This is a genomic window from Pseudomonas sp. NBRC 100443, from assembly GCF_030268185.1.
GTDB classification, from domain to species: domain Bacteria; phylum Pseudomonadota; class Gammaproteobacteria; order Pseudomonadales; family Pseudomonadaceae; genus Pseudomonas; species Pseudomonas citronellolis.
The window spans coordinates 20,418-35,458 of sequence record NZ_BSQE01000003.1; the positions used below are offsets into that span (position 1 = coordinate 20,418).

Sequence of the window (15,041 nt, forward strand, 5' to 3'; positions counted from 1 at the left end):
ATTCGAGGACCCGTGCACGGTCACGGGTCGATGGAGGTGGAGCACAGGGTGTGCCAAGAAATTAAGTTGTTGAAAATTAAGGGATTGTTGTTTGGGAGGGAAGGGAATGTAAGCAGAAATGACAAGGGGGGATAGGCAGAAATGCAGCGTTGGTGGGGGTGGTTATCCTGTGGGGGTGGTGTGTGAGGTTGGCGCCGCCCCTCTCCCTAACCCTCTCCCTGAAGGGAGAGGGGACCGTTGGGCAGAAACGGGTATTACGGAGTTAGCCGGCAGCTCTGATGGTTTCCGGCTAAAGCCATGCTCATCTCGGCACGGACAAGCCCCCTCTCCCTTCAGGGAGAGGGCTGGGGAGAGGGTAGGGAGGTCGGGGCAATGCCAATGCACCCGGCAAACGCCATTCGCAGGCAGGGCCCCGACGTTGCAGGTGAGCACCGCTTCTCGTAGGAGCGAGCTTGCTCGCGAACCGCATGGCACCGCGTTTGTTCGCGAGCAAGCTCGCTCCTACAAGAGCAGGACGGCGCTCAATCCCTCTGCAACTTCCGAATCAAGGTCCCGACGTCGATCCCCAGGTGCTGCGCCGCCTTGCGCTTGCTGCCGCACAGGCGCACGGCCTGGAGGATCACCTGGCGCTCGAAGCGCTGCACCTGCGCCTTGAGCGGCTCGTCGGCGCTGGCGAAGGGCAGCGGTTCTTCCTCCTCGGCGGGTGCGGCCTGGCCCAGCAGCTCCGGTGGCAGGTGCTGCTCTTCGGCGACGTCGTCGGCCAGCACCGCCAGGCGTTCGAAGATGTTCACCAACTCGCGGATGTTGCCCGGGAAGTCATGGCCCAGCAGGCGCTGGCGGCAGGCCGTGGACAGCCGCAGGGGCGGCTGGCGGTCGCGGTTGATGCGGGCCAGGAGGATGTCCATCAGCACCGGCAGGTCGTCGCGGTGGGCACGCAGCGGCGGGATGTCCACCGGCAGCACGGCCAGGCGGTAGTAGAGGTCGGCGCGGAACAGGCCGGCGGACACCTGCGCCTTGAGGTCCTTGTTGGTGGCGGCGATCACCTGCACCTGGACCTTCTTCGCCAGCGGCGAGCCCACCGGCTGGATGGTGCCGTCGTCAAGGAACTTGAGCAGCTTGGCCTGCACCTGCAGGGGGATCTCGCCGATCTCGTCGAGGAACAGCGTGCCGCCGGCGGCGCTCTCGATGTAGCCGCGCTTGCCCTGCTGCAGCGCGCCGGTGAAGGCGCCGCGCTCGTAGCCGAACATCTCCGACTCGAACAGCGTCTCGGGGATGCTCGCGCAGTTCACGTCGACGAAGGGCCGGTCGCCCCAGCCGGCGGCGCGGTGGATGTGCCGGGCGATGGCGGTCTTGCCCACGCCCGGCTCGCCGAGCAGCAGCAGGCGGGCGCGGCGGCGGAAGGCGCGCACGCCCATGTCGGCGATGTCCGAGAGCAGCGGCGACATGTGCAGCGCGTTGTCCTGCGGGTCGCCCAGGCTCGCCGGGCCGTCCGCCAGCGACGGCGCCGGGGCGCCGCGGCCGGCGCTTTCGCGCGCTTCGTATTCGCGCTGGATCAGCAGCGTGTAGGGCTTCTCGTAGGCGCCGGTGGGCACGCTCTGCAGGCGGGTGAGGAACAGCCGGCCGTCGCGCGAGCGCGTCAGCGCGCTCTTGCCGCCGCGGCGCACGGCCTGCAGGAAGTCGTCGAACTGCAGCGCCGAGCGCTGGTAGAAGTCGCTGTCGCTCAGGCCCAGCACGTCCTGGCGCGCCACGCGGTTGATGCGCTCGGCGGCCAGGTTGAGGAAGCGCACCCGGGAGTCGCCGTCGCAGACGATCAGCGCCTCGCCGAAGCCGTCGAGCAGGGCGTGCAGCGCCGGTGCCTCCAGCAGCGCGGCGAGCATCTCGGCGCTGACGTTGACCGACGAGCGCATGCCCATGCGCATCGGCGCGAAGAAGCCCTCGCCGCTCATGGGTGCAGCTCTGCCGGCCGGCGCTCGACGCCGTCCGGGCGCAGCACCACCACGCGCCAGGCCTGGTCCTCACGGATCAGGATGCGCGAGCAGTGGCTGTCGAAGGTGCGGTAGCGGCCGTACTGGTCGGGCAGCTCCAGGCGCTGCCAGGTGCGCTCGGGCAGCGGCAGGCGGTCGAGGGTGGCGGCCACGCCGGCGGCGCGGGTGATGCCGAACACCTGCTCGAAGGCGGCGTTGCGCCATTGCGGCTGGGCGGCTTCGTCGATCACCAGCACCGCGTCGGGCACCGCGTCGAACACCCGGCGCAGGGCCTCGATGCGCTGCTCGGCGTCGTGCTGCATGCGCAGTTCCTGGCTGACGTCGCGCAGGCTGCCCCACATGCGCAGCAGGCGGCCGTTGTGGATGCTGGCGCGCACGTCGTTCTCCACGTAGGCCGGCGAGCCGTCGTGGCGGCGGTCCACCGAGAGCGCGCCGTCGACGTGGAAGTCGGCCTCGATCAGGCGCCGCACGAATTCCTCGTTGGCCGGGCTGCGCGGCCAGTACAGGCGCACCGGCTGCTGGCCGAAGTCGACGTCGGCGGGCATCTCGTAGATCGCCGCCATGGCGCGGTTGCACATGCGCCAGTAGGAGCGGTTCTCGAACACCTGGCGGACGATCTCGTCCGGCGTCTGGCGCACGTCCACCGGCTCGGCGAACTCGATGCACCAGTAGGCCACCTTGGCGCTGTAGAGCATCTGGCTCATGACTTCGTTGGCGTTCTGCAGCTCGCCCAGGCGCCGGCTGATGCCGCCCAGGGGCATCTTTACCAGGTGCAGGCGCGCCGGCTCGCCGTCGCGCCACTGCAGCACGCCGCTGGCCAGCACCGGCAGCAGGCCGCCGTTGTGGCGGATGAGGGTCAGCTCCAGGTCCTGCACCCGTTCGTCGGCCGGCGGGTTGGCGAAGAGCTGCTGCAGGGCGCGCACCGAATCGGCGGTGTAGACCTGTTCCATGCCCTGGCCGTGCAGCGCGCCGGGCGGGTAGCCGAGCTGGTCGCTCTGTTCGGCGGAGACGTCGAGGAAGCGGCCATCCGCGGCGATGCTGTCGGCCAGCAGCAGGCCACGGTCGAGCAGCAGGCGTAGCGGGTCCATCTGGGATTCTCCATGGGGGGTGACGGGGCCGGCGCGGGGCGCCGGCCAGTCGTCTACCCAGGCAGGTTGCATGCCAGGACGCGGGGCCCGCGGCATGGGCCTTCTCGGCCTGGCGCCGTGGCGGCTGTATGCAGAAATGCAGCAGCGTTTGCGTTTGCGCAGCGCCCTCGGGCAAGCGTAGCGCCTCCCCGGGAAAGGCGTAAGACAGGACTTTGGCCTAGTACACGCCAATTAACATGGCATGTTAATCTGATGCGCATTCTTCCGCGGAGGAGTGGACGATGATCGCCGTACGTGACGCCTGGGCGGCCGGGCTTCTGAAGTTGCAGAACTGGCCACGCAACCTGCTGGCCGGGGTCATCGTCGGGGTGGTCGCGCTGCCCCTGGCCATGGCCTTCGCCATCGCCTCCGGGGTCAAGCCCGAGCAGGGCCTGTACACGGCCATAGTGGCGGGCATCGCGGTGTCGCTGTTCGGCGGCAGCCGGGTGCAGATCGCCGGGCCCACCGGGGCCTTCATCGTCATCCTCGCCGGCATCACCGCGCGCTACGGCGTCGACGGCCTGCAGCTGGCCACGCTGATGGCCGGGGTCATCCTCCTGCTGCTGGGCATCACCCGCCTGGGCAGCGTCATCAAGTACATTCCCGACCCGGTCATCGTCGGCTTCACCGCCGGCATCGGGGTGATCATCTGGGTCGGCCAGTGGAAGGACTTCTTCGGCCTGCCGGCGGTGGGCGGCGAGCACTTCCACCAGAAGCTCTGGCACCTGTTGCAGGCGCTGCCGCAGCTGCACCCGGCGACCACCCTGCTGGCCCTCTTAGGCCTGGCCGCGGTGCTCTACGGCCCGCGCCTGCCGTACCTGGGGCGGGTGCCGGGGCCGTTGCTGGCGATGGTGCTGGTCAGTGTGCTGCAGGCGCTGTTCCAGTTCGACGGCGTGGCCACCATCGGCAGCGCCTTCGGCGGCATCCCCCGCGGCCTGCCGGTGCCGAGCCTGCCGGAGATCAGCCTGCCGCGGATGCTGGAACTGATCGGCCCGGCCTTCGCCATCGCCATGCTCGGCGCTATCGAGTCGCTGCTTTCGGCGGTGGTCGCCGACGGCATGGCCGGCACTCGCCACGACTCCAACCAGGAGCTGGTCGGCCAGGGCATCGCCAACCTGCTGGCGCCGCTGTTCGGCGGCTTCGCCGCCACCGGCGCCATCGCCCGCACCGCCACCAACATCCGCAACGGCGGCAACAGCCCGATCGCCGGGGTGGCCCACGCGGCGACCCTGGTGCTGATCATCCTGTTCCTCGCCCCGCTGGCCTCGAGCATCCCGCTGTGCGCGCTGGCGGCGATCCTCTTCGTGGTGGCCTGGAACATGAGCGAGGCCCGCCACTTCGTGCGCATGCTGCGCCGCGCGCCCAGGGCCGACGTGGCCATCCTGCTGATCACCTTCGGCCTGACGGTGTTCAGCGACCTGGTGATCGCGGTGAACATCGGGGTGATCCTGGCCATGCTGCTGTTCATGCGGCGCATGGCCTCCTCGGTGGAGGTGCTGCAGCAGGGCAGCGCCGAGCTGCGGGGCGAACTGCAAGGCGCGCTGCCGCCGGGGGTGCTGGTCTACACCATCGAGGGGCCGTTGTTCTTCGGCGCGGCGGAAACCTTCGAGCGTGCCCTGGCGCAGACCCGCAGCGATCCGCAGTTGCTGGTGATCCGTCTGAGGCGGGTGCCGTTCATGGACATCACCGGGATGCAGACGCTGGAGGAGATGATCCAGCAACTGCGCAAGCGCGGGGTGACGGTGAAGCTCTGCGAGGCCAACCAGCGGGTGCGGCACAAGCTGGTGCGGGCGGGGATCATCGAGGCGGTGGGGCGGCGGAATTACCACGCCAGTTTTGCCATGGCGCTGGCGGCTTGCGAGGGGCGGAGGGAAGAGGTGGTTTCTTCGTAGGGGGATTCGGCGCCGCCTGGGAGCAATCGCGGACGGAGTCCGCCCCTACGGTTCCAGGAAGCACGGCTTTTCGTAGGATGGCGTTGAGCGAAGCGATACCCATCAGCGCAACCGCATGGGTTTCGCAAGCTCAACCCATCCTACGAAAAGCGCTGGCGAGACCGGGCCCAGGGAGGCACGGGCGTAGGAGCGGACTCCGTCCGCGATCGAGCCGGCAGGCTGCTCCGGACTGGCCGGCGGCCCTCAATCCTGCCCGCCCACCTTCGGCTGCGTGGCGTAGCTCACCCCGTGGCTCTCCAGGTAATCGCGGATCAACTGGCGAACCACCTGGGAGGGTGTCAGGTCCTGGCTGGCGCAGAGTTCCTCGAAGGCCTTCTTCTTCACCGGGTCGATCAGGACGGTCAGGCGGGCGGTGCGGTTTTCCATGGGTTCTACTTGTTCGGTTCGCGGATGTTAATCAAATTCTAATGCCCCATCCGCGCCCCTGTCATGGCGCCGTCCGCCGCAGCCGCCGCGGGCTCACTGTTCGCCGCGGATGTACTGCTCCAGCTGCTGGATCAGCTGGGCCTGCTCGGCGATGGCTTCCTTGACCAGGTCGCCGATGGACAGCAGGCCCACCAGCTGGCCGTTCTCCACCACCGGCAGGTGGCGCAGGTGGCGCTCGGTCATGATGCTCATGCAGGTGTCGATGTTCTGCTGCGAATCCACCGTGACCACCGGCGAACTCATGATGGCGCTGACCGGGGTGCCCACCGAACTGCGGCCCTGGAGGATCATCTTGCGCGCGTAGTCGCGTTCGCTGACCACGCCCACCACCTGGCCGTTGTCCACCACCGGCAGGGCGCCGACGTTCTTCACCGCCATCACCCGCAGGGCGTCGAGCACCATCTCGTGCGGGCCTATGGTGTGCACCTGCTGGCTCTGCTTGGCGTGGAGGAGCTGTGCGACGGTCTTCATGCTGGATGTCCTTCTGCTGTTGTGCGCAGGGCTATTACCCCGGGGTGGCGACAGGATCGGCAAGCGAGGCTTCCCGCACAATGCTGGAAACGGCATCGCCCCCATAGGAAAACGTCATGACCTTCCTTCTGACTTATAGCCAAATGCGCCGCGCCGCGCGACCGCCGAGGCTTTGCGCGGGGCCGGCGAGGCCGTAGCATTGAGGCCTGCCGCACCCCGCCTGCCGAGATAGCACCATGCACGACGACGACATCGACCTCCCCGAGCCGGAGCACGAGCACCTGCTCGACCACGAGTGGGACGAGGATTCCCCGGAGGATTTCGAGCACGACGCCACCGGCCTGCGCGACGAGCCCGAGGACGCTGAGGACGACTGGGACGACGAGGACGGCGACGCCCACTGGCACGACGACTGAGGCGCGCCGGCGCTCACTGCGAAGTGATGCGCCGGTACTCGTTCTGGTACTGGTCGAACGGCAGGTTGCTGCGCTGCAGCTTCTGCAGCTGGCGCTCCTGGTTCTCCACCGCCACCACCGGCTTGGCCGCCGCCTCCCGGCTGGCCACCGACTGGCCGGGCGCCGGGGCCGGCGCGGGGCGGGCCGGTTGCTCGGCCGGCGTGCTGGCCGGCATGGGCGCTGCCGGTAGCGGGTCGCGCTTGGCGATGCGCTGGGCGCTTTCGACTTCCTCGATGATCGCCTTGGAAATGTCCTTGAGCTGGCCTTCCAGCGCCTCGGGCTCGGCGGAGTCGGTCTCGTAGCGGCGCGAGCCCATCAGCCGGCCGCTGGGGCCGTCGGTGAAGCGCACGTTGACGCGCAGGCTGCCCTTGCCCAGGCCGTCGCCGTCGGCCTGCTGGCGCAGGCGGTCGACTTCCACCACCAGCAGCGTCGCCGGCTGCGCGGTGGGGCTCACCGCGCCGGCCTGCTCGCCCAGCTGGTAGTCGGACGAGGCCGCGCGGTCCGTGAGGATGCGCCGCCAGGCGCTGGTCAGCCGCGTCCAGCCCGGCGTCGCGGTCACGCTGGGGTCGCCCTGGAAGTTCACCAGCAGGCGGTTGCGGGTGTCGGCATAGGTGCTGATGGGGGAGAGCGCGTCGGCGCGCTTCACATCCGCCGCGCAGCCGGCCAGGCCGGCCACGAGGAGCAGTACGAAACAGGTACGCACGATGGCCTCCTTGGAAAATGCACGGGCCGGGAGTTGCAAGTCTAGTCGGTGCTTTGGCGCTTGCAGGGCGCGGCGGCACATTTCCGTCGCCCGGCTGTTCACCTGGCAACAGCGCATCAGCAGCTTGCCTGGCGGCGGACAGGACGATAACCCGGCGCCTGTTGCAAGTTCATGATCCGCAAGGCTTTCCGGCGCTGGCACGGTTGCTGCTCCGGCCCCGTTGGAAGCCGCGTGGCGCCTGGCTGCGCGGCATGCAACTCCCGGAGAGCAGAACCATGAGCCAGCAACCCATCCGCTTCGCCTACTGGGTGCCCAACGTCAGCGGCGGCCTCGTCGTCAGCAACATCGAGCAGCGCACCAGCTGGGACTTCGACTACAACCGCCGGCTGGCGCAGAGCGCCGAGAAGGCCGGCTTCGACTACGCCCTGTCGCAGATCCGCTTCACCGCCGGCTACGGCGCCGAGTACCAGCACGAGTCGGTGGCCATCAGCCACGCGCTGCTGGCGGCCACCGAGAAGCTCAAGGTCATCGCCGCCATCCTCCCCGGCCCGTGGAACCCGGCGCTGGCGGCCAAGCAACTGGCGACCATCGACCAACTGACCGGCGGGCGCATCGCGGTGAACATCGTCTCCGGCTGGTTCAAGGGCGAGTTCCACGCCATCGGCGAGCCCTGGCTGGAGCACGACGAGCGCTACCGCCGCTCCGAGGAGTTCATCCGCGCGCTCAAGGGCATCTGGACCCAGGACAACTTCACCTTCAACGGCGACTTCTACCGCTTCCGCGACTACAGCCTCAAGCCCAAGCCGCTGCAGCGCCCGCATCCGGAAATCTTCCAGGGCGGCAGCTCGCGGGCCGCGCGCGACATGGCCGCGCGGGTGTCGGACTGGTACTTCACCAACGGCAACACGCTGGAAGGCATCAAGGCCCAGGTCGACGACATCCGCGCCAAGGCCGCGGCCAACGGCCACGTGGTGAAGATCGGGGTGAACGCCTTCATCATCGCCCGCGACAGCGAGGCCGAGGCCCGCGCGGTGCTGCAGGAGATCATCGACAAGGCCAACCCCGAGGCGGTCAACGCCTTCGGCCACGAGGTGAAGAACGCCGGCGCCGCCAGCCCCGAGGGCGAGGGCAACTGGGCGAAGTCCAGCTTCGAGGACCTGGTGCAGTACAACGACGGCTTCAAGACCAACCTGATCGGCACCCCGCGGCAGATCGCCGAACGCATCCTCGCGCTCAAGGCGGTGGGCGTGGACCTGGTGCTGTCCGGCTTCCTGCACTTCCAGGAAGAGGTGGAGTACTTCGGCGAGAAGGTCCTGCCGCTGGTGCGCGAGCTGGAGGCCGAGGCGCAGCGCAAGGCTGTTGCCTGACGGGCAACTGTTGGCTGCCGGACAGTGCTTCAACAAACAGTGTCCGGCCAGCGACTCGGCTGCCTTTGCTAACCATTAAGTGGCTGATTTATAGGGAGAAAATTTCGGGCATGGATCGTGCTCAGCCAGGGCAGGGCCCGCTGCCGGGAGGTCCCGGCCCCACACGGGCCACTGTTCGCCACGAGGAAGACCATGTCCGTTTCTGCTGCCTATCCGATCAACCGCCCCGCCGCGCGGATCATCCGCGACGACGCCGAGGCCCTCCGCGTCGCCCACGAGGTCGCCGAGCTGCTGCTGGCCGGCGCTTCCGAGCGCGACCTCGACCGCCGGGTGCCGGTGGAGATCGTCGACGCCTTCTCCAACAGCGGCCTGTGGGGCATCACGGTGCCGCGCGAATACGGCGGCGCCGAGGTATCCCACGCCACCCTGGCCCAGGTCATCGCCATCGTCTCGGCGGCCGACCCGTCCCTGGGGCAGATTCCGCAGAACCACTACTGCCTGCTGGAAGACATCCGCCTGCAAGGCACCGAGGAGCAGAAGCGGCACTTCTTCGCCCTGGTGCTGGAAGGCCACCGCTTCGCCAATGCGCTGTCGGAAACCGGCGGCAAGAACGTGCAGGACATCCGCACCCGTCTGGTCGCCGAGGGCGACGGCTACCGCATCGACGGCCGCAAGGGCTACTGCACCGGCTCGCTCTACGCGCACTGGCTGGGCGTGCTGGCGCTGGACGAGCAGGACCGCGCGCAGCTGGCCTTCGTCCCGCGGGAAAGCGCCGGGCTGACGGTGGTGGACGACTGGGACAGCATCGGCCAGCGCACCACCTCCAGCGGCACCGTCTTGCTGGAAGGCCTGCGCGTGCCGGCCTTCCACCTGTTCCCCAGCTACCGCTCCTACGAGAGCCCGACCCTGGCCGGGCCCTTCGCCCAGATCACCACCGCCGCCATCGACGCCGGCATCGCCCGCGCCGCGCTGCGCGACACCATCGCCTTCGTCCGCGAGCAGGCGCGCCCGTGGATCGACGCGGGGGTGGAGAAGGCCAGCGAGGACCCGCTGACCATCATCCAGGTCGGCGGCCTGGACATCCGCCTGGAGGCCGCCGAGGCCCTGCTGGAGCGCGCCGGCCGCGTGCTCGACGCCGGCAAGGCGGCGCCCGACGAGGACAAGGTGGCCGCCGCCTCCCTGGCCGTGGCGCGGGCCAAGGTGCTGACCACCGAGATCGCCATCGAGGCGAGCAACAAGCTGTTCGAGCTCGGCGGCACCCGCTCCACCCTGCGCAAGCACAACCTCGACCGCCACTGGCGCAACGCCCGCGTGCACACCCTGCACGACCCGGTGCGCTGGAAGTACCACCTGGTCGGCAACTGGCTGCTCAACGGCAAGCGCCCGCCGCGCCACGACTGGAACTGAGGTGGCGCCATGAGCAAGCAGATTCGCCTCAACGCCTTCGCCATGAACACCGTCGGGCACCTCTCGCCCGGCCTCTGGCGCCACCCGCGCGACCAGGCGCGGCGCTACACCGACATCCACTACTGGGTCGAGCTGGCCAAGACCCTGGAACGCGGCAAGCTCGACGGCCTGTTCATCGCCGACGTGCTGGGCGTCTATGACGTCTACGGCGGCAATGCCGACGCCGCGCTGCGCAGCGGCGCGCAGGTGCCGGTGAACGACCCGCTGCAGCTGGTCCCGGCGATGGCCGCGGCCACCCGCCACCTGGGCTTCGGCGTGACCGCCTCGGTGTCCTTCGAGCACCCGTTCCCCTTCGCCCGGCGCATGTCCACCCTCGACCACCTGACCGGCGGCCGCGCCGGCTGGAACATCGTCACCTCGTACCTGGCCAGCGGCGCGCGCAACCTCGGCCAGCAGCGCCAGCTGTCCCACGACCAGCGCTACGCCCTGGCCGACGAGTACCTGCAGGTCTGCTACAAGCTGTGGGAAACCAGCTGGGAAGACGACGCCGTGGTCGCCGACCGCGACAGCGGCGTCTATGCCGAGCCGTCCAAGGTCCACGGCATCCGCCACGAAGGCGAATACTTCCAGGTGCCCGGCTTCCACCTCTGCGAACCCTCGCCGCAGCGCACCCCGGTGCTCTACCAGGCCGGCGCCTCCAGCCGTGGCCGGGCCTTCGCCGCGGCCAACGCCGAGTGCGTGTTCGTCGCCGCGCCGAGCAAGGCGGTGCTGAAGAAGCAGGTGGCCGACCTGCGCGAAGCGGTGCGCGCCGCCGGGCGCAATCCTGCCGACGTGCTGGTGCTGGAACAGCTCACGGTGATAGTCGCGCCGACCGACGCCGAGGCCCTGGCGCGCCTGGCCGAGTACCGCGAGTACGCCAGCGCCAGCGGCGCCCTGACGCTGATGTCCGGCTGGACCGGCATCGACTTCGCCGAATACGCCCCCGGCCAGGTGCTGCGCGAGGTGCCCAGCGACGCCATCCAGTCGGCGGTGGAAGCCTTCACCCGCGCCGACCCGACGCGTACCTGGACCACCGCCGAGATCGCCGACTACTGCGCCATCGGCGGCGACGGCCCGGTGCTGGTTGGCTCGCCCAAGACCGTGGCCGACCAGTTGCAGGAGTGGGTGGAAGAAACCGGCGTCGACGGCTTCAACCTGGCCGGCGTGGTCATGCCGGAAACCTTCGAGGCGGTGGTCGACCTGCTGGTGCCGGAGTTGCAGGCCCGCGGCCTGTTCAAGCGCGACTACGCCGAAGGCACCCTGCGCCACAAGCTGTTCGGCGCCGGCGACCGCCTGGCCGCGCCGCACCCGGTCGCGGCCCTGCGCGAGGAGGCCCGGCGATGAACGAGTGGCTGGCCAACGTCGACTGGAGCGAGATCGCCCAGGCCTGCCTGGACACCCTGAGCATGCTCGGCGCGGCCCTGGGCTGCACCGTGCTGCTGGGGCTGCCGCTGGGCGTGCTGCTGTACCTCACCGGCCAACGCCAGCTGCTCGACTCGCCGCGCCTGTACCGGGTGCTCTCGGTGCTGGCCAACGTGCTGCGCTCGATGCCCTTCATCATCCTGCTGATCGTGCTGATCCCCGCCACCGAGCTGCTCACCGGCACCTCGCTGGGCGTGCGCGGCGCCATCCCGCCGCTGGTGGTGGGCTGCACGCCGTTCTTCGCGCGGCTGGTGGAAAGCTCGCTGCGCGAGGTCGACCGCGGCCTGGTGGAAGCGGTGCAGGCGATGGGCGCGAGCACCCGGCAGATCGTCTTCCACACCCTGCTGCCGGAAGCGCGCACCGGGCTGATCGCGGCCATCACCGTGACCGCCATCGTGCTGGTCGACTACACGGCCATGGCCGGCGTGGTCGGCGGCGGCGGCCTGGGCGACCTGGCCATCCGCTTCGGCTACCAGCGCTTCCAGACCGACGTCATGGTGGTCACCGTGCTGCTGCTGATCCTGCTGGTGCAGGCCCTGCAGATGAGCGGCGACCGCCTGGTGCGCCACTACACCCGGCGCTGAATCCAACACCCGCTCGCGGCGGCCGGGAAAACGCCGCCGCTGGCCCCACGTCCAACCCACGACGGCCATTCCAAGAAACCACTGATCGGAGCAAACAGCATGAAGAAAGTCCTGGCCGCCCTGGCTGCCGTAATAGCCATCAACGCCCACGCCAACGAGCACCTCGTCGTCGGCGCCACCCCGGTGCCCCACGCGGAAATCCTCGAATTCGTCAAACCGGCCCTGGCCAAGGAGGGCGTGGACCTGGAAGTGAAAGTCTTCAACGACTTCATCCAGCCCAACCTGCAGCTGGCGAAGAAGAACCTCGACGCCAACTACTACCAGTACCGCCCGTTCCTCGACGACTTCAACAAGACCCGCCACACCAACCTGGTGCCGGTGGTGGGCGTGCACATCGAGCCCTTCGGCGCCTACTCGGCCAAGTACAAGAGCCTGAGCGAGCTGCCCGATGGCGCCAGCGTGGCCATCCCCAACGACCCGGTGAACACCGGCCGCGCGCTGGTGCTGCTGGCCGAGGCCGGGCTGATCAAGCTCAAGGACCCGAGCAATCCGCAGTCCACCGAGCGCGACATCGTCGACAACCCCAAACACCTGAAGATCCGCGAACTGGAAGGCGCCATGCTGGCGCGTTCGGTGAAGCAGGTCGACCTGGCCTTCGTCTTCGCCAACTACGCGCTGGAAGCCGGCATCGACATCAAGAGCGCGCTGATCGTCGAGAAGGGCAAGGACCTCTACGTCGAGTTCCTGGTGGCGCGTCCGGACAACATCCAGGACCCGGGCATCCAGAAGCTGGCCAAGGCGCTCAACTCGCCGGAAGTGCGCAACTTCATCCTGACTCGCTACAAGGGCGAGATCGCCCCCGGCTTCTGATGTGACCCGGCGCGGCGCCCAGGACGGGCGCCGCGCCCGGCAGGAACGCACCCATGGTCAGCTTCAAACATTCGCAGCCCCTGGCGGCTGCCACCCACATCCGCCTGCGCGGCCTGGCCAAGCACTACCTGGCCGGCGGCCGGGAAGTGCAGGCGCTGCACGGCATCGACCTGGAGATCCGCCGCGGCGAGGTGTTCGGCATCATCGGCCGCAGCGGCGCCGGCAAGTCCTCGCTGCTGCGCTCGCTCAACCGCCTGGAGCGGCCCAGCGCCGGCCAGGTGCTGGTCGACGGCGAGGACATCGGCGCCTTCGACGACGCGCGCCTGGCGCAGCTGCGCCGGCGCACCGGGATGATCTTCCAGCACTTCAACCTGATGGCCTCGCGCAGCGTCGGCGACAACGTCGCGCTGCCCCTGGTGCTGGCCGGCGTGCCGCGCGCCGAGCGCGAGCGGCGGGTGGCCGAGCTGCTGCAGCTGGTGGGCCTTGCGGACAAGCGCGAGGCCTACCCGGCGCAGCTTTCCGGCGGGCAGAAACAGCGCGTCGGCATCGCCCGCGCGCTGGTGCTGCAACCGGACCTGCTGCTGTGCGACGAGGCCACCTCGGCGCTGGACCCGGAAAGCACCCAGTCGATCCTCGCGCTGCTGCGCGACATCAACCGCCGCCTGGGCCTGACCATCGTCCTCATCACCCACGAGATGGAAGTCATCCGCGACCTCTGCGACCGCGTGGTGGTGCTGGAGCGCGGCCGGGTGGTGGAGCAGGGTGAGGTCTGGGAAGTGTTCGGCGACCCGCGCCACGAAGTGACGCGCAGCCTGCTCGGCACCTTGCACCACGACGCCGACGGCGAAGCGGCGGGCGAGGGCCTGCTGCTGGACCTGCACTACAGCGGCGCCAGCGCCCGCGAACCGGAGCCGGCCGCCATCGGCCGCAAACTGGGCTACGAAGTGCGCCTGGTGCAGGCCAGCCTGGAGCGCATCCAGGGCCGCTCCCTGGGCAGCCTGCGGCTGCGCGTGGCGGCGCCGGCGACGGAGCGCGAGGCGGTAGTGGCGCGCGCGCAGGCGCTGGCCGATCGGGTCAGCCTGGTGGGCAGTGCCTGACGGGGCTCAGATGGACAGCCGCACCACGCGGTTGTCCAGCGCCTGCTCCGGGCCGCGGCGCTTGTTCACCACCAGCTCGCCGATGGCGATCAGCCGCGTGCGCGTGACGTTGCGCGACAGGCCCAGCAGGTTGGCGGTGTGCACCTGGTTGTGGTGGCAGAAGCGGTAGGCGGCGCGCAGCAGGCTTTCCTCGACGCGTTCGTAGAGCGCCCCGGCGGATTCCTCAAACAGCCGGCGGAAGGCGCGCTGCAGCAGTTCCTCGGCGGACTCGCCGCCACTGGCCGCGGGGCTGCCGGCATGGCCGGCCGGGGCTTCCTCCTGGCGTTCCAGGCGCAGGTTGGACAGGCGCAGGTCGTCCTCGCGCACCAGGCCGTCGCGGCAGGTCAGCAGGCTGTGGTGGATGACGTTCTCCAGCTCGCGGATGTTGCCCGGCCAGCCGTAGCCCACCAGCTTGCGCTCGGCCTCGGCGCTGAGCTGCACCTGGCCGTAGCCTAGGCGCTCGCTGTAGCTGCGGATGAAGTGGCGGGTCAGCGGCAGGATGTCGCCGGGGCGCTCGCGCAGCGGGTGCAGTTGCAGGGTGACGACGTTGAGGCGGTAGTACAGGTCCTCGCGGAAGTGCCCGGCGTTGATCGCCCGTTCCAGCTGCACGTTGGTGGCCGCCAGCACCCGCACGTTGATCGGGATGCTCTTGCGCGAGCCCAGGCGCACCACCTCGCGTTCCTGCAGCACGCGCAGCAGCTTGACCTGGATGGCCATCGGCAAATCGCCGATCTCGTCGAGGAACAGGGTGCCGCCGTTGGCTTCTTCGAACCAGCCGGCCTTGGCACTGAGGGCGCCGGTGAAGGCGCCCTTCTCGTGGCCGAACAGCTCGGCCTCCACCAGCGATTCGGAGAAGGCCCCGCAGTTCACCGCGACGAAGGGCCCGTTGCGCCGCCCGCTGAGGTTGTGGATGTGCCGCGCCACCAGCTCCTTGCCCGTGCCGGTTTCGCCGATGATCAGGACGCTGGCCTCGCTGGGGGCGACCTGTTGCAGATGGGCGAGCAGCGCCTGCGATTTCGGGTCTTCGAAGACCTGTGCGGTCGCCCGGATCGAGGTGGCCAGTGCGGGGGAGGGGGGTAGCGTCAGCAGTTGCATGT

The 15,041-nt window shown here is 69.3% G+C and carries 14 protein-coding genes; 8 read left to right on the forward strand and 6 right to left on the reverse strand.

Annotation, left to right across the window (positions count from 1 at the left end):
- Positions 1-521 precede the first annotated feature (521 nt).
- Both QSJ95_RS04310 and QSJ95_RS04315 read right to left on the reverse strand, forming a co-directional pair.
- On the reverse strand, positions 522-1,946 hold the full coding sequence (locus QSJ95_RS04310; protein WP_285640355.1) for a sigma-54 interaction domain-containing protein: 1,425 nt from the start codon (positions 1,944-1,946) through the stop codon (positions 522-524).
- On the reverse strand, positions 1,943-3,073 hold the full coding sequence (locus QSJ95_RS04315) for a PAS domain-containing protein (protein ID WP_009614997.1): 1,131 nt from the start codon (positions 3,071-3,073) through the stop codon (positions 1,943-1,945). Before QSJ95_RS04315 ends, QSJ95_RS04310 begins: the two co-directional genes overlap by 4 nt.
- 281 nt (positions 3,074-3,354) lie before the next feature.
- On the opposite strand from QSJ95_RS04315, the gene QSJ95_RS04320 reads away from it, so the two are divergent.
- Positions 3,355-5,004, forward strand: coding sequence for a SulP family inorganic anion transporter (locus tag QSJ95_RS04320; protein WP_285640357.1), 1,650 nt, complete (start codon positions 3,355-3,357; stop codon positions 5,002-5,004).
- Between the two features lie 243 nt (positions 5,005-5,247).
- Here QSJ95_RS04320 and QSJ95_RS04325 read toward each other — a convergent pair whose 3' ends face one another.
- Together QSJ95_RS04325 and QSJ95_RS04330 are read right to left on the reverse strand one after the other, a co-directional pair.
- On the reverse strand, positions 5,248-5,430 hold the full coding sequence (locus QSJ95_RS04325) for a ribbon-helix-helix protein (protein ID WP_009615001.1): 183 nt from the start codon (positions 5,428-5,430) through the stop codon (positions 5,248-5,250).
- A 93-nt stretch (positions 5,431-5,523) separates the two neighbouring features.
- Entirely contained in the window at positions 5,524-5,961 is a 438-nt protein-coding gene (locus tag QSJ95_RS04330) for a CBS domain-containing protein (RefSeq protein WP_043269727.1), read from the reverse strand.
- Between the two features lie 236 nt (positions 5,962-6,197).
- Here QSJ95_RS04330 and QSJ95_RS04335 point away from each other — a divergent pair, with 236 nt between their 5' ends.
- Positions 6,198-6,377, forward strand: a complete 180-nt coding sequence (locus tag QSJ95_RS04335; protein WP_058072595.1) for a hypothetical protein — start codon at positions 6,198-6,200, stop codon at positions 6,375-6,377.
- Between the two features lie 13 nt (positions 6,378-6,390).
- On the opposite strand, the gene QSJ95_RS04340 is transcribed toward QSJ95_RS04335, so the two are convergent.
- Entirely contained in the window at positions 6,391-7,119 is a 729-nt protein-coding gene (locus tag QSJ95_RS04340; RefSeq protein WP_064581647.1) for a hypothetical protein, read from the reverse strand.
- A gap of 275 nt (positions 7,120-7,394) precedes the next feature.
- Here QSJ95_RS04340 and sfnG point away from each other — a divergent pair, with 275 nt between their 5' ends.
- The 6 genes from sfnG (at position 7,395) to QSJ95_RS04370 (ending at position 13,905) form a co-directional block, all read left to right on the forward strand.
- On the forward strand, positions 7,395-8,486 hold the full coding sequence (sfnG, locus tag QSJ95_RS04345; RefSeq protein WP_285640360.1) for a dimethylsulfone monooxygenase SfnG: 1,092 nt from the start codon (positions 7,395-7,397) through the stop codon (positions 8,484-8,486).
- Between the two features lie 192 nt (positions 8,487-8,678).
- Complete coding sequence (locus tag QSJ95_RS04350) at positions 8,679-9,893, forward strand: SfnB family sulfur acquisition oxidoreductase (RefSeq protein WP_285640362.1); 1,215 nt, start codon at positions 8,679-8,681, stop codon at positions 9,891-9,893.
- Between the two features lie 9 nt (positions 9,894-9,902).
- On the forward strand, positions 9,903-11,276 hold the full coding sequence (locus tag QSJ95_RS04355) for an LLM class flavin-dependent oxidoreductase (protein WP_285640363.1): 1,374 nt from the start codon (positions 9,903-9,905) through the stop codon (positions 11,274-11,276).
- The gene (locus tag QSJ95_RS04360) at positions 11,273-11,938 is read left to right on the forward strand and encodes a methionine ABC transporter permease (protein ID WP_009615009.1); all 666 of its coding nucleotides are present in this window, start codon (positions 11,273-11,275) and stop codon (positions 11,936-11,938) included. The genes QSJ95_RS04355 and QSJ95_RS04360 overlap by 4 nt, the downstream gene beginning before the upstream one ends.
- 99 nt (positions 11,939-12,037) lie before the next feature.
- Complete coding sequence (locus QSJ95_RS04365) at positions 12,038-12,808, forward strand: MetQ/NlpA family ABC transporter substrate-binding protein (RefSeq protein WP_043269713.1); 771 nt, start codon at positions 12,038-12,040, stop codon at positions 12,806-12,808.
- A 53-nt stretch (positions 12,809-12,861) separates the two neighbouring features.
- Positions 12,862-13,905, forward strand: a complete 1,044-nt coding sequence (locus tag QSJ95_RS04370; RefSeq protein WP_285640364.1) for a methionine ABC transporter ATP-binding protein — start codon at positions 12,862-12,864, stop codon at positions 13,903-13,905.
- Between the two features lie 6 nt (positions 13,906-13,911).
- Here QSJ95_RS04370 and QSJ95_RS04375 read toward each other — a convergent pair whose 3' ends face one another.
- The gene (locus QSJ95_RS04375; protein WP_043314495.1) at positions 13,912-15,039 is read right to left on the reverse strand and encodes a sigma-54 interaction domain-containing protein; all 1,128 of its coding nucleotides are present in this window, start codon (positions 15,037-15,039) and stop codon (positions 13,912-13,914) included.
- Between the last annotated feature and the right edge of the window lie 2 nt (positions 15,040-15,041).